Source organism: Burkholderia sp. AU31624 (assembly GCF_020420065.1).
Classification (GTDB): domain Bacteria; phylum Pseudomonadota; class Gammaproteobacteria; order Burkholderiales; family Burkholderiaceae; genus Burkholderia.
This window is the reverse complement of the sequence record NZ_JAIZRT010000012.1, coordinates 82,860-105,501: the sequence shown is the minus strand read 5'-3', so window position 1 is coordinate 105,501 and position 22,642 is coordinate 82,860. Positions and strand designations below refer to the sequence as shown.

Annotated in this window: 29 protein-coding genes; 1 reads left to right on the top strand and 28 read right to left on the bottom strand. The window is 66.0% G+C overall.

The genetic code is table 11. The features are described from left to right. Positions 1-15: 15 nt before the first annotated feature. The 3 genes from LGM89_RS33755 to LGM89_RS33745 all read right to left on the bottom strand — a co-directional run bounded on the left by LGM89_RS33755 (position 16) and on the right by LGM89_RS33745 (position 2,980). Positions 16-1,398, bottom strand: a complete 1,383-nt coding sequence (locus LGM89_RS33755; protein ID WP_089493978.1) for a cytochrome b — start codon at positions 1,396-1,398, stop codon at positions 16-18. Beyond that, on the bottom strand, positions 1,395-2,015 hold the full coding sequence (petA, locus tag LGM89_RS33750) for a ubiquinol-cytochrome c reductase iron-sulfur subunit (RefSeq protein ID WP_039366620.1): 621 nt from the start codon (positions 2,013-2,015) through the stop codon (positions 1,395-1,397). Before petA ends, LGM89_RS33755 begins: the two co-directional genes overlap by 4 nt. A gap of 218 nt (positions 2,016-2,233) precedes the next feature. Then, a complete protein-coding gene (locus LGM89_RS33745; protein WP_089439076.1) occupies positions 2,234-2,980 on the bottom strand; it encodes a Nif3-like dinuclear metal center hexameric protein in 747 nt (248 codons plus the stop codon). A gap of 21 nt (positions 2,981-3,001) precedes the next feature. Between LGM89_RS33745 and LGM89_RS33740 the strand changes: the two genes are divergently transcribed. After that, positions 3,002-4,207, top strand: a complete 1,206-nt coding sequence (locus LGM89_RS33740; protein ID WP_089493977.1) for a Do family serine endopeptidase — start codon at positions 3,002-3,004, stop codon at positions 4,205-4,207. A gap of 212 nt (positions 4,208-4,419) precedes the next feature. Here the strand turns inward: LGM89_RS33740 and tatC are convergent, their stop codons facing one another. The 25 genes from tatC to LGM89_RS33615 form a co-directional block, all read right to left on the bottom strand. Then, positions 4,420-5,208: a twin-arginine translocase subunit TatC gene (tatC, locus tag LGM89_RS33735; RefSeq protein ID WP_046544799.1), complete on the bottom strand. Its 789-nt coding sequence runs from the start codon at positions 5,206-5,208 to the stop codon at positions 4,420-4,422. A 41-nt stretch (positions 5,209-5,249) separates the two neighbouring features. Then, positions 5,250-5,780 carry a Sec-independent protein translocase protein TatB gene (gene tatB, locus LGM89_RS33730; protein WP_089493976.1) on the bottom strand — a complete coding sequence of 177 codons (531 nt, stop codon included), beginning with the start codon at positions 5,778-5,780 and terminating at the stop codon, positions 5,250-5,252. Positions 5,781-5,806: 26 nt separating this feature from the next. Next, positions 5,807-6,037, bottom strand: coding sequence for a Sec-independent protein translocase subunit TatA (gene tatA, locus LGM89_RS33725; protein WP_021161850.1), 231 nt, complete (start codon positions 6,035-6,037; stop codon positions 5,807-5,809). 93 nt (positions 6,038-6,130) lie between these two features. Continuing rightward, positions 6,131-6,496 carry a histidine triad nucleotide-binding protein gene (locus LGM89_RS33720; protein ID WP_059491979.1) on the bottom strand — a complete coding sequence of 122 codons (366 nt, stop codon included), beginning with the start codon at positions 6,494-6,496 and terminating at the stop codon, positions 6,131-6,133. 31 nt (positions 6,497-6,527) lie between these two features. Beyond that, positions 6,528-6,920 (bottom strand): DUF4870 family protein, encoded by a 393-nt coding sequence (locus LGM89_RS33715; protein WP_011350734.1) that lies wholly within the window; start codon positions 6,918-6,920, stop codon positions 6,528-6,530. A 69-nt stretch (positions 6,921-6,989) separates the two neighbouring features. Next, positions 6,990-7,355 carry a phosphoribosyl-ATP diphosphatase gene (locus tag LGM89_RS33710; protein ID WP_006485344.1) on the bottom strand — a complete coding sequence of 122 codons (366 nt, stop codon included), beginning with the start codon at positions 7,353-7,355 and terminating at the stop codon, positions 6,990-6,992. Next, positions 7,352-7,768: a phosphoribosyl-AMP cyclohydrolase gene (hisI, locus tag LGM89_RS33705; RefSeq protein ID WP_089493975.1), complete on the bottom strand. Its 417-nt coding sequence runs from the start codon at positions 7,766-7,768 to the stop codon at positions 7,352-7,354. The genes LGM89_RS33710 and hisI overlap by 4 nt, the downstream gene beginning before the upstream one ends. Beyond that, positions 7,768-8,541: an imidazole glycerol phosphate synthase subunit HisF gene (gene hisF / locus LGM89_RS33700; protein ID WP_089424339.1), complete on the bottom strand. Its 774-nt coding sequence runs from the start codon at positions 8,539-8,541 to the stop codon at positions 7,768-7,770. Before hisF ends, hisI begins: the two co-directional genes overlap by 1 nt. Before the next feature lie 107 nt (positions 8,542-8,648). Then, the gene (hisA, locus tag LGM89_RS33695) at positions 8,649-9,404 is read right to left on the bottom strand and encodes a 1-(5-phosphoribosyl)-5-[(5-phosphoribosylamino)methylideneamino]imidazole-4-carboxamide isomerase (protein ID WP_089472032.1); all 756 of its coding nucleotides are present in this window, start codon (positions 9,402-9,404) and stop codon (positions 8,649-8,651) included. Between the two features lie 164 nt (positions 9,405-9,568). After that, the gene (gene hisH / locus LGM89_RS33690) at positions 9,569-10,210 is read right to left on the bottom strand and encodes an imidazole glycerol phosphate synthase subunit HisH (protein ID WP_089439072.1); all 642 of its coding nucleotides are present in this window, start codon (positions 10,208-10,210) and stop codon (positions 9,569-9,571) included. Then, positions 10,207-10,827 (bottom strand): YchE family NAAT transporter, encoded by a 621-nt coding sequence (locus tag LGM89_RS33685; protein ID WP_039366649.1) that lies wholly within the window; start codon positions 10,825-10,827, stop codon positions 10,207-10,209. The genes hisH and LGM89_RS33685 overlap by 4 nt, the downstream gene beginning before the upstream one ends. A gap of 66 nt (positions 10,828-10,893) precedes the next feature. Beyond that, a complete protein-coding gene (gene hisB / locus LGM89_RS33680; protein WP_011350728.1) occupies positions 10,894-11,481 on the bottom strand; it encodes an imidazoleglycerol-phosphate dehydratase HisB in 588 nt (195 codons plus the stop codon). Positions 11,482-11,546: 65 nt separating this feature from the next. Next, a complete protein-coding gene (gene hisC, locus LGM89_RS33675) occupies positions 11,547-12,620 on the bottom strand; it encodes a histidinol-phosphate transaminase (protein WP_226275318.1) in 1,074 nt (357 codons plus the stop codon). A 144-nt stretch (positions 12,621-12,764) separates the two neighbouring features. Further along, positions 12,765-14,081, bottom strand: coding sequence for a histidinol dehydrogenase (hisD, locus tag LGM89_RS33670; protein ID WP_226275316.1), 1,317 nt, complete (start codon positions 14,079-14,081; stop codon positions 12,765-12,767). Between the two features lie 24 nt (positions 14,082-14,105). Beyond that, entirely contained in the window at positions 14,106-14,759 is a 654-nt protein-coding gene (hisG, locus tag LGM89_RS33665) for an ATP phosphoribosyltransferase (protein WP_011350725.1), read from the bottom strand. Continuing rightward, positions 14,756-16,105: a UDP-N-acetylglucosamine 1-carboxyvinyltransferase gene (murA, locus tag LGM89_RS33660; RefSeq protein ID WP_226275314.1), complete on the bottom strand. Its 1,350-nt coding sequence runs from the start codon at positions 16,103-16,105 to the stop codon at positions 14,756-14,758. The genes hisG and murA overlap by 4 nt, the downstream gene beginning before the upstream one ends. Positions 16,106-16,119: 14 nt before the next feature. Beyond that, positions 16,120-16,359, bottom strand: a complete 240-nt coding sequence (locus LGM89_RS33655; RefSeq protein ID WP_006477131.1) for a BolA family protein — start codon at positions 16,357-16,359, stop codon at positions 16,120-16,122. A gap of 56 nt (positions 16,360-16,415) precedes the next feature. Next, positions 16,416-17,255 carry an ABC transporter permease gene (locus LGM89_RS33650; RefSeq protein ID WP_226207856.1) on the bottom strand — a complete coding sequence of 280 codons (840 nt, stop codon included), beginning with the start codon at positions 17,253-17,255 and terminating at the stop codon, positions 16,416-16,418. Further along, positions 17,252-18,178 (bottom strand): ABC transporter ATP-binding protein, encoded by a 927-nt coding sequence (locus LGM89_RS33645; RefSeq protein WP_059522281.1) that lies wholly within the window; start codon positions 18,176-18,178, stop codon positions 17,252-17,254. Before LGM89_RS33645 ends, LGM89_RS33650 begins: the two co-directional genes overlap by 4 nt. Positions 18,179-18,370: 192 nt before the next feature. Further along, the gene (locus LGM89_RS33640; protein ID WP_089424333.1) at positions 18,371-18,646 is read right to left on the bottom strand and encodes a lipid asymmetry maintenance protein MlaB; all 276 of its coding nucleotides are present in this window, start codon (positions 18,644-18,646) and stop codon (positions 18,371-18,373) included. Then, positions 18,643-19,272, bottom strand: a complete 630-nt coding sequence (locus LGM89_RS33635) for a phospholipid-binding protein MlaC (protein WP_050013177.1) — start codon at positions 19,270-19,272, stop codon at positions 18,643-18,645. The genes LGM89_RS33640 and LGM89_RS33635 overlap by 4 nt, the downstream gene beginning before the upstream one ends. Before the next feature lie 111 nt (positions 19,273-19,383). Then, positions 19,384-20,349 carry a VacJ family lipoprotein gene (locus LGM89_RS33630; protein ID WP_046546273.1) on the bottom strand — a complete coding sequence of 322 codons (966 nt, stop codon included), beginning with the start codon at positions 20,347-20,349 and terminating at the stop codon, positions 19,384-19,386. A gap of 30 nt (positions 20,350-20,379) precedes the next feature. Continuing rightward, a complete protein-coding gene (gene mlaD / locus LGM89_RS33625) occupies positions 20,380-20,952 on the bottom strand; it encodes an outer membrane lipid asymmetry maintenance protein MlaD (RefSeq protein WP_226275312.1) in 573 nt (190 codons plus the stop codon). A gap of 24 nt (positions 20,953-20,976) precedes the next feature. Continuing rightward, positions 20,977-21,744: a lipid asymmetry maintenance ABC transporter permease subunit MlaE gene (mlaE, locus tag LGM89_RS33620; RefSeq protein ID WP_006486220.1), complete on the bottom strand. Its 768-nt coding sequence runs from the start codon at positions 21,742-21,744 to the stop codon at positions 20,977-20,979. Next, positions 21,741-22,562 (bottom strand): ABC transporter ATP-binding protein, encoded by an 822-nt coding sequence (locus LGM89_RS33615; protein WP_006477138.1) that lies wholly within the window; start codon positions 22,560-22,562, stop codon positions 21,741-21,743. The genes mlaE and LGM89_RS33615 overlap by 4 nt, the downstream gene beginning before the upstream one ends. Positions 22,563-22,642: the final 80 nt, after the last annotated feature.

Sequence of the window (22,642 nt, the reverse complement as noted above, 5' to 3'; positions counted from 1 at the left end):
CTCTCCTCGCTCACGTTAATGGGGCTTGAAGCGCACCCGCTCCGGCGGCTGCTTGAACGTGCCAAGCGGCGTCCAGACGGGCATGCCGAGGAAGAACGCGAAGTAGATCAGCGCACAGGCCTGCGCGATCAGCGTCGAGGCCGGCGATGGCGGCCGCGTGCCGAGGAACCCGAGGGTCAGGAACGCCACGACGAAGATCCCGAGGAACACCTTGTGGAATAGCGGCCGGTAGCGGATCGACTTCACAGGGCTGCGGTCGAGCCACGGCAGGAAGAACAGCGAGACCACCGCGGAACCCATCACGACGACGCCCCAGAACTTCGACTCCGTCAGGTACATGAACACGACGATCGCCGCGGCCAGCACCGGCAGGCCGACCTTCCACTTGCCGCGCGCGCGGATCAGCGCGAGCACGCCGAGCAGCGCGATCACGATCATCAGGACGATCTTGAACGGGTCGGTGGTCGCGCGCAGCATCGCGTAGAACGCGGTGAAGTACCAGACCGGCGCGATCTCGGGCGGCGTCTGCAGCGGGTTCGCCGGGACGAAGTTGTTCGCCTCGAGGAAGTAGCCGCCCATCTCCGGCGAGAAGAACACGATCAGCGCGAACACCATCAGGAACCCGCACACGCCGAGGAAATCGTGCACCGAGTAGTACGGATGGAACGGGATGCCGTCGAGCGGCACGCCGTTCTCGTCCTTCTTCGCCTTGATCTCGATGCCGTCCGGGTTGTTCGAACCCACTTCGTGCAGCGCGACGAGGTGCGCGATCACGAGGCCGACCAGCACGAGCGGAATCGCGATCACGTGGAACGCGAAGAAGCGGTTCAGCGTGACGTCCGACACGACGTAGTCGCCGCGAATCCACAGCGACAGGTCGGGGCCGACGAACGGGATCGCCGAGAACAGGTTCACGATCACCTGCGCGCCCCAGAACGACATCTGGCCCCACGGCAGCAGGTAGCCGAAGAACGCCTCGGCCATCAGGCACAGGAAGATCGCGCAGCCGAAGATCCACACGAGTTCGCGCGGCTTGCGGTACGACCCGTAGAGCAGCCCGCGGAACATGTGCAGGTAGACGACCACGAAGAACATCGACGCGCCCGTGGAGTGCATGTAGCGGATCAGCCAGCCCCACGGCACCTCGCGCATGATGTACTCGACCGACGCGAACGCGAGCGTGGAGTCGGGCTTGTAGTTCATCGTCAGGAAGATGCCGGTGACGATCTGGTTGACCAGCACCAGCAGCGCGAGGGAGCCGAAGAAGTACCAGAAGTTGAAGTTCTTCGGCGCGTAGTACTCGGAAACGTGCTTCTTCCAGGTGGACGTGAGCGGGAAGCGCTGATCGATCCAGCCGGTGAGACCTGTCGTGGAGACTTCCTTGTTGTCGGCCATCACGCTTCTCCTTTCTCGTCCTTGCCGATCACGAGGGTCGTTGCCGACGTGAACATGTAGGGCGGGATGTCGAGATTCTGAGGCGCCGGTTTGTTCTTGAACACACGGCCGGCGAGGTCGTAGGTCGAACCATGGCACGGGCAGAGGAAACCGCCCGGCCAGTCGTCCGGCAGGTTCGGCTGCGGACCCGGCGTGAAGCGTTGGCTTGGCGTGCAGCCGAGGTGCGTACACACGGCCATCACGACGAGAATGTTCTTGCGATCGGCCCGCGCGCGATATTCGTTCGCGCAATACGCGGGCAACGGCATCGTATAGGGCTTTTCGGTGGTCGGATCGGCCACTTCCTTGTCGGCCTTGACCACGTCGGCCAGCATCGCGTCGGTGCGGTTCAGGATCCACACCGGCTTGCCGCGCCACGGCACGGTCACCATTTCACCGGGCTTCAGCCCGCTGATGTCGACTTCGACCGGTGCACCGGCCGCTTTCGCTTTCGCGGACGGCGCAAGCGACGCCGCGAAAGGTATGACGGTGGCTACGCCTCCCACGCCACCTGCTACGGATGTCGCAATCAGCCAGGTACGGCGGCCGCTGTCGACGCGTTTCTCTTCCTTGTCTCGCATCACACGCCCCACTTCTGAGTTGGATTTTCCGTCACGACTTTTCATTCCGCCGCTAGTTTGCGCGAATGGAGTCGCCATTTACAAGGCCCGGAGATGAAAATCCCTTCGAAGTGATTGATAGTTAAGGGTTTTCCCCCACTATCGGAGCGATTAAATCATTTCACTTTTAAGCATCTGCTACATTGCGAAATTTCGATGCGCTGCCGCAAATCCGGCATTCAGACCGGGTTATGGATATCGATAAAAAGGTGTTCGATATCGAATTCTTCGGACAAGTGGGCGCCAAGTGCCTGGATTCCGTAGCGCTCGGTCGCATGGTGCCCTGCCGCAACGAACGCGACACCGCTCTCGGCAGCCGTGTGCGTCACGTATTCGGACACCTCGCCCGTCAGGAACACGTCCGCGCCGGCGTCGATCGCCGCGTCGAAATAGCTCTGCGCGGCGCCCGTGCACCACGCGATGCGGCGCAGCTGCATGTCCGGATCGCCGAGCACGAGCGGCGTGCGGCCGAGCGTGCGCTCGACCTTCGCGACGAAGTGCTCGAGCGTGACGGGCATCGGCAGCGTCGCCATCCAGCCGAGGTCGCCTTCGCCGAACCGCTGCTCGCCGATCAGGCCGAGCCGGTCGCCGAGCTGCGCGTTGTTGCCGAATTCGGGATGCGCGTCGAGCGGCAGGTGGAACGCGAACAGATTCAGGTCGTTCGCGAGCAGCAGCTTCAGGCGCTGATACCTGCGGCCCGTGATCTGCGGGGGCTCGTTGCGCCAGAAATAGCCGTGATGGACCAGCACGGCATCCGCCCCCCATTCGAGCGCGGCTTCGAGAAACGCGACCGACGCCGTCACGCCGGTAGCGATCTTGTCGATTTTGCGGCGCCCCTCGACCTGGAGGCCATTCGGGCAATAGTCCTTGAAGCGCGCGGTTTCAAGGGTATTGTTCAAGTACAATTCAAGTTCGATCCGATCCATATAAACCTCTAATCCATTCAGATGCTTAGACGCTTCTGGCTGTTCTTCGCGCAGGCGGTTACCGTGCTGCTCGCGCTGATGTTCATCGTCGTGACGCTCAAGCCGCAATGGCTGCAACGGCAAGGACAGCTCGGCAAGCAGCTCGCCACGCCGATCGTCGCGCTGCGGGAAGTCGCGCCGGGCATCGGCGGCGCACCGGCGACCACGTCGTACGCCGAAGCCGCGCAAAAGGCGATGCCGGCCGTCGTCAACGTGTTCTCCAGCAAGGACGGCTCGCTGCCGCCCGACCCGCGCGCGAAAGATCCGCTGTTCCGCTACTTCTTCGGCGACCGCAACGCCCGCAAGCAGCAGGACGAACCGGCCGCCAACCTTGGCTCGGGCGTTATCGTGAGCCCTGAAGGTTACATTCTAACGAACCAGCACGTCGTGGACGGCGCCGACCAGATCGAAGTCGCGCTCGCCGACGGGCGCACGGGCACCGCGAAGGTGATCGGCAGCGATCCCGAAACCGATCTCGCCGTGCTGAAAATCAACATGACGAACCTGCCGACGATCACGCTCGGCCGCTCCGACCAGTCGCGGGTCGGCGACGTCGTGCTCGCGATCGGCAACCCGTTCGGCGTCGGCCAGACGGTCACGATGGGGATCATCAGCGCGCTGGGCCGCAACCACCTCGGCATCAACACGTTCGAAAACTTCATCCAGACCGATGCGCCGATCAACCCCGGCAACTCGGGCGGCGCGCTGGTCGACGTGAACGGCAACCTGCTCGGCATCAACACCGCGATCTACTCGCGTTCGGGCGGCTCGCTCGGCATCGGCTTCGCGATCCCCGTGTCGACCGCGCGCACGGTGCTGGAAAGCATCATCACGACGGGCTCGGTCACGCGCGGCTGGATCGGCGTCGAGCCGCAAGACGTCACGCCGGAGATCGCCGAGTCGTTCGGGCTGACGCAGAAATCGGGCGCGATCGTCGCCGGCGTGCTGCAGGGCGGCCCGGCCGACAAGGCCGGCATCAAGCCGGGCGACATCCTGATCTCGGTCAATGGCGACGAGATCACCGACACCACGAAGCTGCTGAACACCGTCGCGCAAATCAAGCCCGGCACGGCGACCAAGGTGCACGTCGTGCGCAAGGGCAAGGCGTTCGACCTGAACGTGGTGATCGGCAAGCGCCCGCCGCCGCCGAAGCAGGCGCTCGACGAGCAGGACAGCGATACCGAGTGACGTCGGGCGAGCGGCGCACCGCCGCATGCCCGGACACCGTCGGGAAATGACAAAGGGCAGCCGGTTGGCTGCCCTTTTGCTTTGTATCGAAAGACCCGTGTTGCCGGGCAGATGGCCCCGCCCTCCGCTTTCCGACCGACTACGCTACCGGGTTTCGCTCAAGCCCGGCGCCCGGAAGTCCGGCCACCGACGCGCCGCCCGGCGCGTTGCCGTCAACTGGCGGCTTCGCCGTTCTCCGCCTCGCCTTCCTCGGCGGGCTTCTTCGGCACGAAGAACCGCGCCGCCAGCAGCCCGATCTCGAACAGCACGACCAGCGGCAAGGCGAGCATCAGTTGCGAGAACACGTCCGGCGGTGTGACGACCGCCGCGACGACGAACGCGCCGACGATCACGTACGGACGCATCTCCTTCAGCTTCTTCAGCGACAGCACGCCCATCCGGACGAGCAGCACGACGACGATCGGCACCTCGAACGTGACCCCGAACGCGATGAACATCCCGAGCACGAAGCTCAGGTAGTTGTCGATGTCGGTGGTCATTTCCGCGCCGAGCGGCGCGTTGTAGTGCGCCATCACGCGGAAGATCGTCGGAAACACGAGGAAGTACGCAAATGCCATCCCGCACAGGAACAGCAGGTAGCTGCTGCCGACGAGCGGCGCGACGAGCTTCTTCTCGTGCTGGTACAGCCCGGGCGCGACGAACGCCCAGATCTGGTACAGCACGATCGGCAGCGCGATCACGAGCGCGACGAGCATCGTGACCTTCATCGGCACGAAGAACGAGCCGGTGACGTCGGTGACGATCATCTTGCCGTCCTTCGGCAGGTTCTCCATCAGCGGCCGCGCGAGCAGCCGGAAGATGTCGGGCGCCCAGTAGACGAGCCCGAGGAACACGACGATCACGGCCGCGCCCGCGCGAATGATGCGATCGCGAAGCTCGACGAGATGGGAAATGAAGGTTTCTTCCGGGGCGTCGCCCGGGTTCTGCTGGGGGTCGCTCACACCGGCCCTCGGTAGGATTGACGAGCGAGCATGCGCTCGGCTCAGAAGAAGCGCGTCGGCCGGCGCAGGCTGGCCGGCTGGTGACGCGCGACACGCGCGGCGCCCGACTGCACGTGGGTACGGCGGGTGGTCGCGCGCTTGTACCAGGCAGGCGCAGCCGCCTGCTTGACGCGCCAGTTGCGGCGCTTCGGCGCGAGCGCGGCCGAACTACCGCGCCACGACGGCATGGCGGGCGTATCGGACCCCGTCGAACCGGCGTCGCCCGCCGCTTCGTTGAGACCGCCGACCGCGGAATGCCACGTGTCGTTCAGGTCCTTCTCGTGCTCACGCAGGTTGTCGTGAATCGTCGTCTCGACATTGCGCGCGGCCGACTCGAAATCGGTCTTCATCGTGCGCAACGCGTCGAGTTCGATTTCGCGCGAGACCTCGGCCTTCACGTCGTTGATGTACCGCTGCGCACGGCCGAACAGCGCGCCTGCCGTGCGCGCAACGCGCGGCAGGCGCTCGGGGCCGAGCACCACGAGCGCGACGACGCCGATCAGCGCCATCTTCGAAAGACCGAGATCCAGCATCGCGAATGCCTGTCAGCGTACCGGCGTTACGCCTTGTTCGAGTCGGAACGCGTCGTTTCCTTCGCGTTGACGTCGACCGAGCCCGAGCGCGGCAGTTGCTGCGCGTCCGCCGGTGCTTCGCCGTCCTTCATGCCGTCCTTGAAACCCTTCACGGCGCTGCCGAGATCGTTGCCGATGTTGCGCAGCTTCTTCGTACCGAAAACCAGCGCGACGATCAGCAGCACGATCAGCCAGTGCCAAATGCTCAATCCACCCATGATGAAACCTCTCCTCAACCACGCCGCGATGCGGCGTAAATCGCCGGCAACGCGCCGGCTTCGACCATCGATGCGGGGAAACGCCCCGCGCCGTCAACCCATCCGCTGCCAGGGGCGCGGGCCGGCCAGGATATGCGCGTGCAGGTGGTAGACCTCCTGCCCGCCGCCCGGGCCCGTGTTGATCACCGTACGGAAACCGGTTTCGCCGCCCGTATACGCGACGCCGAGCTGGCCGGCGAGACGCGAGACGAGCAGCATCAGCCGGCCGAGCATCGGTGCATCGGCGTCGCTCGCCGCCGACAGCGTCGGCAGATGCTGGCGCGGAATCACGAGCACGTGGGTCTCGGCCGCCGGGCGGATGTCGCGGAACGCGACGAATTCGTCATCCTCGTGCACCTTGGTGCTCGGGATCTCGCCTGCCGCGATCTTGCAGAACAGGCAATTCGGATCGTGACTCATGTTGCTCCTGCAGACGCCCGAGCGCGGCCGGTCAGAACCAGGCCTGCGGATCGAGCGGCTTGTTGTCGTTCAGGTACAGCCAACCCTTGATGATACGGTACAGCGTCCAGATCCATGTGACAAACATCACGGCGAATCCGATCACCACGAACATCAGCGCGAACCCGATCACATACGCGATCAGCGCGCGCCAGAACGTGCGGATCTGCCACTCGAAGTGGGCCGCATACGGCGTGCCGGCCACATCGTCGCGCTTCACGTAGTTGATGATGATCGCGATGATGCCCGTGACGCCGCCCGTCAGCCAATGAAACGCATAGAGGCCGTAGAGCACGTGAGTCAGCGTGCGCAGCCCGTTCAGGCGCTCGGCGTCCGCGGCCCCCGGCACCGACGGCGGCGGAAACTGGCTTGGCGTATCGGTCATGATGCTACCCCCGTTAGATGACAATTCTTACAGCTTACCGCACTGTGGCCATCCCGCGACAAGGGCCTGTCAACCGCCGTTTTCCTCGCGCTCGCGACGCTTGCGCAGGGCCTTCTCCTCGATCCCCGACAGCCCTTCGCGGCGCTCGAGCTCGGCGATCACGTCGGCCGGGCTCAGGTCGAAATGCGACAGCATCACGAGGCAGTGGAACCACAGGTCGGCCACCTCGCCGACGAGCGCGGTCGGCGCGCCGCCCTGGCGCACGTCCTTCGCGGCCAGCACGACTTCCGTCGCCTCTTCGCCGATCTTCTTCAGCACCGCGTCGTCGCCCTTGTGGAACAGGCGCGATACGTACGATTGATCGGGATCGCCGCCCTTGCGGCTATCGATCACGGCCGCGAGGCGCAGCAGCGTGTCTTCGGTCGATTGCGTCATTTGTAGATGTGTTCGGGATCTTTCAGCACCGGTTCGACCGCGACCCAATCGCCGCTGTCGACGGTGCCTTCGAATTTCTGGAAGAAGCACGAATGCCGGCCAGTGTGGCACGCGATGCCGGACACCTGCTCGACCTTCAGCAGCACGACGTCCTCGTCGCAGTCGAGCCGTATCTCGTGCACGTGCTGCACGTGGCCCGACTCCTCGCCCTTGAACCACAGGCGCTTGCGCGAGCGCGAATAGTAGACCGCGCGCTGCGTCTCGATCGTCTTCGCCAGTGCCTCGCGGTTCATCCACGCGAACATCAGCACGTCGTTCGTCGACGCTTCCTGCGCGATCACCGGCACGAGGCCGTTGTCGTCCCAGCGGACCTTGTCGAGCCACGCGGGCAATGCATTCGTTTCCGTATTCATCACAGCCTCACCGGGATGCCCTGGTCGGCCATGAAGCGCTTCGCCTCGCCGACCGTGTGCTCGCCGTAGTGGAAGATACTCGCGGCCAGCACCGCGTCGGCGCGGCCGTCCTTGATGCCGTCGGCCAGATGCTGCAGCGAACCGACGCCGCCCGATGCGATCACCGGCACCGGCACCGCGTCCGACACGCCGCGCGTGAGCGCGAGGTCGAAGCCCGACTTGGTGCCGTCGCGGTCCATGCTCGTGAGCAGGATCTCGCCCGCGCCGAGCTCGGCCATCTTGCGCGCCCACTCGATCGCGTCGAGGCCCGTGTTCTTGCGGCCGCCGTGCGTGAACACTTCCCAGCGCGGCGCTTCGCCGTCGGCCGACACGCGCTTCGCGTCGATCGCGACGACGATGCACTGCGAGCCGTACTTGTCGGCCGCGTCGCGCACGAGCTGCGGGTTCGCGACCGCCGACGAATTCATGCTGACCTTGTCCGCGCCCGCGTTCAGCAGGCGCCGCACGTCCTCGACGGCGCGCACGCCGCCGCCGACGGTCAGCGGAATGAACACCTGCGACGCGACGGCTTCGATGATCGGCAGGATCAGGTCGCGCTGGTCGGACGTCGCGGTGATGTCGAGGAACGTCAGTTCGTCGGCGCCCTGGTCGTCGTAGCGGCGTGCGATCTCGACAGGATCGCCGGCGTCGCGCAGCTCGACGAAGTTGACGCCCTTGACGACACGCCCGGCAGTCACGTCCAGGCAGGGGATGATGCGTTTAGCTAGAGCCATGATGTTGCGCCAAATGCCGCGATGGGACGGCCGGTTGCGGAAAGCCTCGCGCGAGGCTTCCGGTCGGGGCCGCCTGCAGGCAGCCCCGGCGAGCGGGACAACCGCGTTTATGCGTTGTCGAGTTCGCCGTTCAGTTCGTCCGCGCGCCTTTGCGCGGCCGCGAAATCGAGATCGCCGGAGTAGATCGCACGGCCGCAGATCACGCCTTCGACACCGTGCTCCTCGACTTCGCACAGGTTCTCGATGTCCGTGAGGTTCGACAGGCCGCCGCTGGCGATCACGGGGATGCCGACTGCCTGCGCAAGCTTCACGGTCGCCTCGATGTTGATGCCCTGCAGCATCCCGTCGCGGCCGATGTCCGTGTAGACGATCGATTCGACGCCGTAGTCCTCGAACTTGCGCGCAAGGTCGATCACTTCGTGGCCGGTCAGCTTGCTCCAGCCGTCGGTCGCGACCTTGCCGTCCTTCGCGTCCAGGCCGACGATGATGTTGCCGGAGAACGCGGTGCACGCGTCCTGCAGGAAGCCGGGGTTCTTCACCGCGGCCGTACCGATGATCACGTAGGACAGGCCGGCGTCGAGATACTTCTCGATCGTCTCGAGGCTGCGGATGCCGCCGCCGAGCTGGACGGGGATTTCATCGCCGACCTCGTCGAGGATCGCTTCGATCGCCTCGAGATTCTTCGGCTTGCCGGCGAACGCGCCGTTCAGGTCGACGAGATGGAGCCGCCGGGCGCCGAGATCGACCCACTTGCGGGCCATCGCCGCCGGGTCCTCGGAAAAAATCGTGGCCTGGTCCATATCGCCCTGTTTGAGGCGCACACACTGACCGTCTTTGAGGTCGATGGCCGGAATCAGCAACATAGCAATCGGGTGTCGTCGTGGAAAAAGAAAAGAATCCGGCGCGTACCGGCCAATCCGGTACCGCGCCGTCTCGCTAGTTTAGTACAACTCTTTCGGCGCTTAGGCGCGAGCGCGCCGTGCGACAGGCCGTTCGGCCAGATCGACTGTGGCTCGCGCACCACGTTTCACGGTTTCCAGTGTACGAAGTTGCGATACAGACGCAACCCGACCTCCGCGCTTTTCTCGGGGTGGAATTGGGTCGCGAAGAGGTTGTCCCGCGCGACCGCGGACGTAAACGGCGCGCCGTAGGCCGTTTCGCCAACCGTATGCGCCGGGTTGTCCGGCGTCACGTAATAACTGTGCACGAAGTAGAAATACGCGTCGTCGGGCACGCCGTCCCACAGCGGGTGCGGCTGCGACTGGCGCACGCGGTTCCAGCCCATCTGCGGCACCTTGAAGCGCGAGCCGTCGTCCTGCAGGCGGCCGTCGAGCGCGAAACGCACGACCTTGCCGGGCAACAGGCCGAGGCCCTTCGTGTCGCCTTCCGCGCTCCAGTCGAACAGCATCTGCTCGCCGACGCACACGCCGAGCAGCGGCTTGGTGCGCGAGGCCTCGATCACGGCCTCCTGCAGGCCCGATTCGCCGAGGCTGCGCATGCAGTCGGGCATCGCGCCCTGGCCGGGCAGCACGACACGGTCGGCCGCGCGGATCGCGGCCGGCGTGTCGACGATCGCCACGTCGGCGGCCGGTTCGGCCTTCTTGAGCGCCTGCGCGACCGAGCGCAGGTTGCCCATCCCATAATCCACAATCGCAATCGAAGTTTTCATCTCAGTGCAGGCAGTAGCGCCCTCAGTCCATTGACGATGAATTCCACCGCCAGCGCCGACAGCATCAGACCCATCAGCCGCGTGGCGATGTTGATGCCCGTGCGGCCGATCCAGTTCGCGATCGGCTCGGCGAGCCGCATCGCGACGAAACACAGAAAAGCCAGGACCGCGCCGATCGCGACCAGCCCGGCCCGCTCATACCAGTGATGCGAGTTCGCCGCATAGATGATCACCGTGCTGATCGAGCCGGGGCCCGTGAGCAGCGGAATCGCCAGCGGCACGACCGCGATGTTGTCCTTCAGCTCGGCCTCGTGGCGCTCCTCCGGCGTCGATCGCGTGTTGCCGATCTGCGCGTTCAGCATGTTGATCGCCATCAGCAGCATGATGATCCCGCCGCCCACTTCGAGCGACCCGACCGAAATGCCGAAGAAGTCGATGATCTGCTGCCCGAGCAGCGTCGTCACCGTGATCACGCAGAACACCGACACCGACGCGATCCGGATCGTGCGCCGCCGCTCGGCATCCGTCTGCTGCGCCGTCAGGCTCAGGAAGAACGGCACCGCGCCGACCGGGTTGATCAGCGCCAGCAGCGATATGAACGATTTGAGCAGATCCATCGCAAGCCGGCGCCGCGCGCCGAAGCCGTGAGGTTGTCCTTGACGCGCCGTCCGGTCAGTTCAGGTTCAGAGACTGCCCTTCGTCGACGGAATCTGCCCCGCCGCACGCTCGTCCAGCTCCACCGCCGCGCGCAGCGCGCGGCCGAAGGCCTTGAACACCGTTTCGAGCTGATGGTGCGCGTTGATCCCGCGCAGGTTGTCGATGTGCAGCGTGACGCCCGCGTGGTTCACGAAACCGCGGAAGAATTCGATCGACAGGTCGACGTCGAACGTGCCGATCCGCGCCCGCGTGAACGGCACGTGGAATTCGAGGCCCGGCCGGCCGGAGAAGTCGATCACGACGCGCGACAGCGCCTCGTCGAGCGGCACGTACGAATGCCCGTAGCGGCGGATGCCCTTGCGGTCGCCGATCGCCTTCGCGACGGCCTGGCCGAGCGTGATGCCGACATCCTCGACCGTGTGGTGGTCGTCGATATGCGTATCGCCATGCGCTTCAACCTCGAGATCGACCAGACCGTGTCGAGCGATCTGATCGAGCATATGGTCGAGGAACGGCACGCCGGTGGCCAGCTTCTGCTGGCCCGTGCCGTCGAGATTGAGCTTCACACGGATCTGCGTTTCGCTGGTATTGCGAACGACTTCCGCCACACGCATGGCAATTCCTTGACTGAGTCGATGTAAATGGGGATTGATCGTTTCGCGCTGCGGCGCCCAGAGGCTCAACCGGGCAGCGCGAGTTTCAAAGCGGCCAGCAGGCGCGCGTTTTCGTCGGGAGAACCGACGGTCAGCCGCACGCATTCAGCCAGCAACGGATGCATTTTACTCACGTTTTTGACCAACACCCGCTCGGTGAGCAGCGCGTCGAACACGGCGGCCGCGTCCGGCACGCGCACCAGCAGGAAATTGCCGGCGCTCGGGAACACCGTCGTGCCCGGCAGCGCGGCCACTTCCCGTGCGAGACGCGTGCGTTCCGCCCGCAGGTCGGCCGCCTGCGCGTCCAGCACGTCGAGGTGGTCGAGCAGGAAATCGGCGGTCGCCTGGGTCAGCACGTTGATGTTGTACGGCGGGCGCACCTTGTCGAATTCGGTCAACCACGCGGGCGAACCGACCAGATAGCCGAGGCGGATGCCCGCGAGGCCGAGCTTCGACACCGTGCGCATCACGACGACGTTGTCGAACTCGGCGGCGCGCGGCAGCCACGAACGCTCGGCGAACGGCTGGTACGCCTCGTCGATCACGATCAGGCTGTGCCGCGCGGCCGCGACGATCCGTTCGACGTCGGCATCGTCGTACAGCGTGCCGGTCGGGTTGTTCGGGTACGCGAGATAGACGATCGCGGGCCGATGCTCGGCGATCGCCGCGAGCATCGCGTCGACGTCGAGCGTCAGGTCGGCCTTCAGCGGCACGCCGACGAATTCGAGCTGCGCGAGCTTTGCGGAGAGTTCGTACATCACGAAGCCCGGCACCGGCGCGAGCACCTTCGCGCCCGGCTTGGCACAGGCCATCGACATCATGCTGATGATTTCGTCCGAGCCGTTGCCGAGCAGCACGTCGCAGCCGGCCGGCACGCCCATCGCATGGCGCAGCTTGTCGAGCAGCGCGGCCGGGCGCGGCGCCGGGTAGCGGTTCAGCGCGACCTGCGCGAGACGCTCCCCGAGCGCCGCGGCGAGCGGTTCGGGCAGCGGGTACGGGTTCTCCATCGCGTCGAGTTTCACGAACCCGCTCGCGTCCGGCACCGGGTAGCTCGTCATCGCGAGCACGTCGCGGCGGATGATGTCTTGTGGCGTCGTCATGGTCTCAAGCCGGCGTACGTCGCGCCGGCGTCAATAAGTCGGCAAAGCGGCGGCTGCCGCCCTGCACAGGTGTCTCCCGCCCCGACCGTCGGGGGCCGGCCGGGCGGCACATCGGCGCCGGCCACGGCCTCAAGCAGCGTGCTGTCAGTTCTTCATCCGGAATTCGGCGCTCTTCGCGTGCGCCTGCAGCCCCTCGCCGTACGCGAGCTCGGATGCGATCTCGCCGAGCGTCTGCGCACCTTCCGCGCTGACCTCGATCACGCTCGAGCGCTTGATGAAGTCGTACACGCCGAGCGGCGACGAGAAGCGCGCGGTGCGCGACGTCGGCAGCACGTGATTCGGGCCCGCGCAGTAGTCGCCCAGACTCTCGCTCGTGTAGCGGCCGAGGAAGATCGCGCCCGCATGGCGGATCTGCTGGCCCCATTGCTGCGGCTCCAGCGCGGAGATTTCCAGGTGCTCGGGCGCGATGTCGTTCGCGATCCGGCAGGCTTCGGCCATGTCGCGCACCTTGATCAGCGCGCCACGGCCTTCGAGCGACGCGCGGATCACGTCCTGGCGCGGCATCGACGGCAGCAGCTCGTCGATCGCCTTTGCGACGCGCTCGAGGAACGCGCCGTCCGGGCACAGCAGGATCGATTGCGCGAGTTCGTCGTGCTCGGCCTGCGAGAACAGATCCATCGCGACCCAGTTCGGGTCGGTCGTGCCGTCGCACAGCACGAGGATTTCCGACGGCCCGGCGATCATGTCGATGCCGACCGTGCCGAACACGCGGCGCTTCGCCGACGCGACGTACGCATTTCCGGGGCCGCAGATCTTGTCGACGGCCGGCACCGTCGCCGTGCCGTAGGCGAGCGCGCCGACCGCCTGCGCACCGCCGATCGTGAACACGCGATCGACGCCGCCGAGCAGCGCCGCGGCGAGCACGAGGTCGTTCTTCACGCCGTCCGGGGTCGGCACGACCATCACGATCTCGCCGACGCCCGCGACGCGCGCGGGAATCGCGTTCATCAGCACCGACGACGGATACGCGGCCTTGCCGCCCGGCACGTACAGGCCGACGCGGTCGAGCGGCGTGATCTTCTGGCCGAGCACCGTGCCATCACTTTCCGTGTATTGCCAGCTGTGCGTGCCGCACTCGATCTTCTGCTTCTCGTGGTACGCACGCACCCGCGCGGCAGCGGCTTCCAGCGCCGCGCGCGCCTTCGGCGCGAGGCCGTCGAGCGCCGTCTGCAGCGCGTCCTGCGGCAGCTCCAGCGCGGCGACGCTCGTCGCGCTCAGCCGGTCGAAGCGGTTCGTGTACTCGAGCACCGCGGCGTCGCCGCGCGACTTCACGTCGCCGAGGATCTGCGCGACCGATTGCTCGATCGCCGCGTCTTCGCTCGCCTCGAATGCGAGCAGCGCGCGCAGCTCGGCGCCGAAGCCTTCGCTCGTCGAATCGAGCTTGCGGATGGTGATGGACATGGGAGTTCCGTTACGGTGATGCGCTCAACCGCCATTCTGCGACGCGCGTTCGAACGCGTCGAGGATCGGCTTGAGCGCCGTGCGCTTCAACTTCAGCGCAGCCTGGTTCACGACGAGGCGCGACGAGATCGCCATGATCTCCTCGACCTCGACCAGATTGTTCGCCTTCAGCGTGCCGCCCGAGCTGACGAGGTCGACGATCGCGTCGGCCAGCCCGACCAGCGGCGCCAGTTCCATCGAGCCGTATAGCTTGATCAGGTCGACGTGCACGCCCTTCGCGGCAAAGTGCTCACGGGCGGTTTCGACGTACTTCGTCGCGACGCGCAGGCGCGCGCCCTGGCGCACGGCGCTCGCATAGTCGAAACCGGCCGACACGGCCACCGACATCCGGCAGCGCGCAATGTTCAGATCGATCGGCTGGTACAGGCCCGAGCCGCCGTGCTCGACCAGCACGTCCTTGCCGGCCACGCCGAAATCGGCCGCGCCGTATTCGACATAGGTCGGCACGTCGCTCGCGCGCACGATGATCACGCGCAGGTCGGGGTTCGTCGTCGGCAGGATCAGCTTGCGCGACGTTTCCGGATCCTCGGTCACCTGCACGCCGGCCGCGGCCAGCAGCGGCAGGGTTTCCTCGAAAATCCGGCCCTTCGACAGGGCAAGGGTCAGCGGCGCGGTCATGCTTGGCTCCCGGAAAGGCGGCGCACGTTCGCGCCGACGGCGGTCAGTTTGGCTTCCATGCGGTCGTAGCCGCGGTCCAGGTGATAGATGCGGTCGACCAGCGTTTCGCCGTCGGCACGCAGCCCGGCGATCACGAGGCTCGCCGACGCGCGCAGGTCGGTCGCCATCACGTTCGCGCCCGACAGCTTCTCGACTCCCGTCACGAGCGCGGTGTTGCCGTCGATCGTGATGTTCGCGCCGAGCCGGTTCAGCTCCTGCACGTGCATGAAACGGTTCTCGAAAATGGTTTCGACGACTTGCGCGGTGCCCGTCGCGACCGTATTGAGGGCCATGAACTGCGCCTGCATGTCGGTCGGGAACGCCGGATATTCCGACGTACGGATCGTCACCGCCGACGGGCGGCGGTCCATCTTCACGCGCAGCCAGCTGTCGCCTTCCTCGATCGACACGCCGGCTTCGCGCAGCTTGTCGATCACCGCGTCGAGAATGTGCGGGCGCACGCCCGTCAGCGTCACGTCACCGCCGGCCGCCGCGACCGCGCACAGGAACGTGCCGGCCTCGATGCGGTCGGGGATCACCGAATGGCGCGCGCCGTGCAGCCGCTCGACGCCCTGGATCACGAGGCGATCGGTGCCGATGCCGTCGATTTTCGCGCCCATCGCGACCAGCAAGTGTGCGAGATCGCTCACTTCCGGCTCGCGCGCGGCATTTTCGATCACGGTCTCGCCGTCGGCGAGCGTCGCGGCCATCAGCAGGTTTTCCGTGCCCGTCACCGTGATCATGTCGGTCACGATGCGCGCGCCCTTCAGGCGCTTCGCGCGGGCTTCGATGAAGCCGTGCTCGATGCTGATCTCGGCGCCCATCGCCTGCAGGCCCTTGATGTGCTGGTCGACCGGACGCGCGCCGATCGCGCAGCCGCCCGGCAGCGACACCTTTGCCTCGCCGAAGCGCGCGAGCAGCGGCCCGAGCACGAGGATCGACGCGCGCATCGTCTTCACGAGCTCGTACGGCGCGACGAGGTTGTCGACGCGCGACGCGTCGAGCTGCACGCGGCAGCCGTCCGTCTCGCTCTTCACGCCCATCTGGTTCAGCACCTTCAGCGTGGTCCGCACGTCCTTGAGATTCGGCACGTTGTCGAGATCGACCGGGTCACCGGTGAGCAGCCCCGCGCACAGGATCGGCAGCGCGGCATTCTTCGCGCCCGACACGACGATCTCGCCCGACAGGCGGTGGCCGCCTTCGATCACGAGCTTGTCCATCCCATGGCCATGCGCTTCCCCGTTGGCGGCCGGGTGTGCCGTGGCGACGCTCTGGACGGCGTCGCGCTCGTTGACGGTGACTTGCACTCAGTGATTTCCGTTTATGCGTTCTGCCATTCGGCGGGCGTCAGCGTCTTCATGCTGAGCGCGTGAATTTCCTGTTTCATGCGGTCGCCGAGCGCCGCATAGACGAGCTGGTGCCGCTGGATCGGCCGCTTGCCTTCGAAGGCCGCCGACACGATCGTCGCGAAGAAATGCTGGCCGTCGCCTTCGACTTCCAGATGCGTGCAGGCGAGACCGCCGGCGATGTATTGCTTGACCTGTTCGGGAGTCGGCAACATGGTGTAAGGCTCCTGTCGGCGCGCGCCGCCCGGATGGCGGCCGCTGCCTGTCGATATCAATGACGCAGTTTGTAGCCGGTCGCGAGCAGCCGCATCGCGATCAGCGCGAGCAGCACGAAGAAACCGGTGACGATCGCGAGGCTCGCGAACGGGTTGATGTCGGACGCGCCGAAGAACCCGAAACGGAAGCCGTCGATCATGTAGAAAAACGGATTGAGACGCGAGATCTCGCGCCACACGGGCGGCAGCGAGTGCGTCGAATAGAACACGCCGGACAGGAACGTCAGCGGCATGATCAGGAAGTTCTGGAACGCGGCGAGCTGGTCGAACTTCTCGGCCCAGATCCCGGCGATCAGGCCGAGCGTGCCGAGGATTGCCGAGCCGAGCAGCGCGAACGCAATGATGAACAGCGGCGCCGCGAAATGCATCGGGATAAACCAGATCGTCACGACGAACACACCCGCGCCGACCGCGAGGCCGCGCACCACGGACGCGAGCACGTACGCGCCGAAGATGTCGCGGTACGACAGCGGCGGCAGCAGCATGAACACGAGGTTGCCGGTGATCTTCGACTGGATCAGCGACGACGAGCTGTTCGCGAACGCGTTCTGCAGCACGCTCATCATCACGAGGCCCGGCACGAGAAAGCTCACGTACTCGACGCCCGGATAGACTTCGACGCGGCCCGACAGCGCGTGGCCGAAGATCGTCAGATACAGCAGCGCCGTGACGATCGGTGCGCACACCGTCTGGAACGACACTTTCCAGAAACGCAGCAGTTCCTTGTAGAACAGCGTTTGAAACCCGCTTCCCGACACTCGCCGGGCCGCCCCAAGAGTGGCGGGCGCCCCCTCGGGGGGCAGCGAACGCAGTTCGCGTGGGGGTTGTTGATTCATGCCAGACCCTCGATGACCTCGGCCCCGTTCATCACCTGGACGAACACATCCTCGAGGTCGGCCTTGCGGACCTCGATCTCGTCGAACGTGCAGCCCGCCGCGCGGCACTGCGCGAGGATCCGCTCGACATCGTCATAGCTCGTGAGGCGCAGCAGGTGCTCGCCCGGCGCGCGGGCGGCCGGGTCGGACTCCAGCCCGCGCAGCTCGGACGGCAGCGCGCCGGTCGCGAGGCGCAGGTAGAGCTGCAGCCCCGCGAAGCGGCGCAGCAGCGCATCGGTGCGGTCGAGCGCGACCACTTCGCCACGGCGCAGCATCGCGATGCGGTCGCACAGCGACTCGGCTTCCTCGAGGTAATGGGTGGTCAGCACGATCGTGTGGCCTTCGCGGTTCAGGCGCGAGATGAATTTCCACAGCGTCTGGCGCAATTCGACGTCGACGCCGGCGGTCGGTTCGTCGAGCACGATCACGGGCGGCCGGTGCACGAGCGCCTGCGCGACCAGCACGCGGCGCTTCATCCCGCCCGATAGCGCGCGCATGTTCGCGTCGGCCTTCTCGGTGAGGTCGAGATTGGCCATCACTTCGTCGATCCAGTCGTCGTTGCGGCGCAGCCCGAAATAGCCGGACTGGATCCGCAGCGTCTCGCGGACGGTGAAGAACGGATCGAACACGAGTTCCTGCGGCACGACGCCGAGTGCACGGCGCGCGCCACGGAAGTCCTTGACGACGTCGTGACCGCGCACCGAGATACTGCCTTCGTCGGCCCGGGCGAGCCCGGCGAGGATACTGATGAGCGTGGTCTTGCCTGCGCCGTTGGGGCCGAGCAGACCGAAAAACTCGCCTTCCTCGACCGACAGGCTGACGCCCTTGAGCGCCTGAAGCGACTTGTAGCGCTTCTTGACGTGACGGATTTCTATGGCTGACATGACTGTGCGCGACGCCAGGGCCGCGACGCCTATTCTGTGCTTGCTGCGTATGAAAATGGGGGCCGGACGCCGATTGGCTGCCCCGCAAAACGCTTGATTATAGGGCAAACCGGCTGGGGGAGCCGGTGCCGGAGGCACGCGGCCTGAAGCTTGCGCGCGCCGGGCGGCGCGGCAGGCTCCGGTCGGACAGGGTCAATGTCGCCCGGTGCCGTCGATGAGCGCGTCGACGCCGTACGCGCGCGCGAGGCTGGCGAGCTTCGGGGGGAGATTGTGGATGTCGAGGGTCGCGCCGCGCGCTTTGGCGGCACGTTGCCATGCGAGCAGCACGGCGAGCGCGGACGAATCGAACTGCGTCAGCGCCGCGCAATCGACGGCGGTCGCGCCCGCGCCGATGCGCGCAAGACCGTCCGCGAGCGCGGACTTCGCGCTCGCGACGGTCAGCGAGGAGCCGGCTTCGAAGCCGCTCACGACGCTTGCTTGCCGGCGGCAAGTTGCTGGTTGCGCTGCGTGAGGAACTGGATCAGGCCTTCCACGCCGCTTTGCTGGATCTTCTCGTTGAACTGCTGCTGGTACGTCTGGATCAGCCACGCGCCGAGCACGTTCAGGTCATACACCTTCCAGCCGTTGGCCGTCTTGTACAGGCGGTAGTCGATCTGGACCGGCTGGCCGTTGTTCATCGCGACCGTCTTGACCACGACATCGGTATCGGCCGGATCGGCGCGGAACGGCGGGTACTGGATCTGCTGGTCCGGCTTCAGCTGCGCCAGCGCGCCCGAGTACGTGCGGATCAGCAGCAGCTTGAACTGCTCCTGAACCTGCTGCTGCTGCTCGGCCGTCGCCGTGCGCCAGTTGCGGCCCATCGCGAGCTGCGTGGTGCGGCGGAAATCGGTGTACGGCAGGATGTCCTTGTTGACGATCGTAATGATGCGGTTGGTGTCGCCCTGCTTGATCGTCTGCTGCTTGACTTCGTCGAGCACCTGCTGCGTCGCCGTCTTGATCAGCGCCTGCGGGTTCGACTGGTCGACTTGCGCGTGGGCTGCGCTGCCGAACGAGAACAGCGCCGCGAAAACGGGGATCAGGAACAGTTTTTTCATCATAGTGGCCTGCATGAATGAGTCGATGCGAAGGTTGGAGCAGGTAGCTTACGCGCAAGTTCGCATACGCTACCGACTGAATCGTTTCCGGCTGTAACGAATGTAAATCCGTCAGTGCAGCCGGATGCTCGGGAACCGGAACCCGCCCGGCGACGGCGGCGCCACCTGCATCGCCGGCACGTTCGTCTCGCTGGCCGGGTTCGGCGATTCGGCCGTGCCCGAAGCCGGCGCGGCCACCGCCGCGCCCGATGCGCCTGCCGGCGCCGTTGCACCGCCCACCGCCGCGGCGCCCGCCGCACCGGCCGCGCCAGCTGCCGCCGGTGCCGCGCCGTCTTCCGGCAGGTCGTACTTCGGCAGCGCATCGTTGCTCGACGTCGCGGCCGCCTCGCCGCGCGCGTTGCTGATCAGCATCTGGCGGCGCTGCAGGTATGCGTTACGGACGAACGAATACTTGTCGAGCGCCGCGGCATCCAGCACGTCGCCCGCGCCGAGCAGGTTCGAGCGCGTGTTGACGAGGTTCACGCCGAACAGGCCCCAGCTCAGGCCATCCGGTTTCACGTACGTGAGCGGGTTGCCGACGTAGTCGACGCCCAGGCCCGCCGTGTCGCGCAGCGTGCTCGGGCCGAGCAGCGGCAGCACGAGATACGGGCCCGACGGCATGCCGTAGCGGCCCATCGTGATCCCGAAGTCGGCCGTGTGCTTCGGCAGCTTCGCGATCGTCGCGACGTCGAACAGGCCGCCGACGCCGAACACCGTGTTGATCACGACGCGCATGATGTCGCCGACGCCGTCGGCAATGCGCAGCTGCACGATGTTGTTCGCCGCGATGTAGACGTCACCGATGTTCGAGAAGAAGTTCGTCACGCTGTCGCGCACCGGCTGCGGCACCACGTACTGGTAGCCCTTCGCGACCGGCTTCAGCGCATACGTGTCGACCGTGTCGTTGAACTTGTACATCGACCGGTTGAAGCCTTCGAGCGGATCGCCCTTGGTCGGCGTCTGCACGGTCGCGCAGCCGCTCAACGCGGCGACTGCCGCTACCGCCAGCGCGGCCTGCCTGATGCGGATCGTCTGCATGGTCATTCCCTCTTGTTTTCTCTCGTGTGGTTATTGGGCCGCCGAACCGGACGCAGCGGACACCGCCGACGCCGGCACCGCCACCGGTGCGGGCGCGGCGGGCGCGACGGCCGACGCGCCGGCTGCCGGCTTCGCCCCGCCCGCATCGGCGGCCTTGCTGTACAGGAACTGGCCGATCAGGTTCTCGAGCACGATCGCCGATTGCGTCATCGTGATCGTATCGCCCGACTTCAGCATTTCGGTGTCACCGCCCGGATCCAGGCCGATATATTGCTCGCCGAGCAGGCCCGACGTCAGGATCTTCGCCGACGAATCCTTCGGGAACTGATACTGGCCGTCGACATCGATCGTGACAAGGGCCTGGTACGTATTCGTGTCGAAGCCGATCGACTTCACGCGGCCGACCACGACGCCCGCGCTCTTCACGGCCGCGCGCGGCTTCAGCCCGCCGATATTGTCGAATTTCATCCTCACCGAATAGGTCGGCTGAAACGACAGCGAGCTCATGTTGCCGACCTTGAGCGCCAGGAACAGCACCGCAAGGAAGCCCACCACCACGAACAGGCCGACCCAGAAGTCGAGAGCAGTCTTTTTCATCGTCATCCCAAAATTTGGCTTGGCTGAGGCTTAGCTGAACATCAGCGCGGTCAGCAGGAAATCGAGGCCGAGTACGGCGAGCGACGCGAACACGACCGTCTTGGTGGTCGCGCGCGACACGCCCTCGGGCGTGGGCTTCGCTTCATACCCTTGATACAGCGCAATGAAGGTCACGGCGAACCCGAACACGATGCTCTTGATCACGCCGTTGCCGACGTCGGCCCAGACCTGCACGCCGCCCTGCATCTGCGACCAGAACGCACCCGGATCGACGCCGATCAGCACGACGCCGACGAAGTAACCGCCGAGCACGCCGACCGCGTTGAAGATCGCCGCCAGCAGCGGCATCGCGATGATGCCCGCCCACATGCGCGGCGCGATCACGTTCTTGATCGGGTCCACCGCCATCATCTCGAGCGCGGTGAGCTGTTCGCCGGCTTTCATCAGACCGATCTCGGCCGTGAGCGACGTGCCCGCACGCCCCGCGAACAGCAGCGCGGTGACGACCGGCCCGAGCTCACGCACGAGCGACAGCGCGACCAGCAGGCCGAGCGCCTGCTCGGAACCGTAGCGGTTCAGCGTGTAATAGCCCTGCAGGCCGAGCACGAAGCCGACGAACAGCCCCGACACGGCAATGATCACGAACGAATAGTTGCCGAGGAAGTGGATCTGCTTCGTGACCAGCCGCGGCCGGCGCAGCAGCGGGAAGAATTCCAGCACGAGGCGCACGAACAGCCGCGTGCCGTAGCCCGCGCGTTCGAGGCCGCCGATGACGTAACGTCCGATCGCGCTGATCATGCGCGCCCTCCGCCGAGCCCGAAATCCGCTGCGAGCGGCGGGCTCGTGTAATGAAATTTGAACGGGCCGTCCGGCGCGCCGTCGATGAACTGCCGCACGCTCGGATCGGTCGACGCGCGCAGCTCGTCGGGCGTGCCCTGCGCGAGCACGCCGCCGTTGGCCAGGAAATACACGTAGTCGGCGATCGCGAACGATTCCGGCACGTCGTGCGTGACGAGGATCGACGTGGCGCCCAGCGCCTGGTTCAGCGTGCGGATCAGGTTCGCGGTGATGCCGAGCGAGATCGGATCGAGGCCTGCGAACGGCTCGTCGTACATGATGAGCTGCGGATCGAGCGCGATCGCGCGTGCCAGTGCGATGCGGCGCGCCATCCCGCCCGACACCTCGGACGGCATCAGGTCACGCGCGCCGCGCAGCCCGACCGCGTTGAGCTTCATCAGCACGAGGTCGCGGATCAGGTCTTCGGGCAGGTCGGTGTGCTCGCGCAGCGCGAACGCGACGTTCTCGAACACCGACATGTCGGTGAACAGCGCGCCGAACTGGAACAGCATGCCCATCTTGCGGCGCAGCGCGTACAGGCCGTCGCGCGTTTGCGCGCCGACATCGGCGCCGTCGAACAGCACCTGGCCGCGGCGCGCGCGCACGAGGCCGCCGATCAGGCGCAGCACGGTCGTCTTGCCGCAACCCGACCCGCCCATGACCGCAACCACCTGCCCACGCCCGAAGCGCAGGTTCAGGTTGGACAGGACGAGGCGGTCGCCGTAGCCAAAGTCGACGTCGCGAAGTTCCAGCAGTGTCTCGGTAGGAGTGGGGCTCACGGAGCTGACAGTCCTTTTACGCAGAACGCCGAATTATAGGGCCTGCATTGGAATGATGTCGTGAAGCCGTTCCGGGCCCT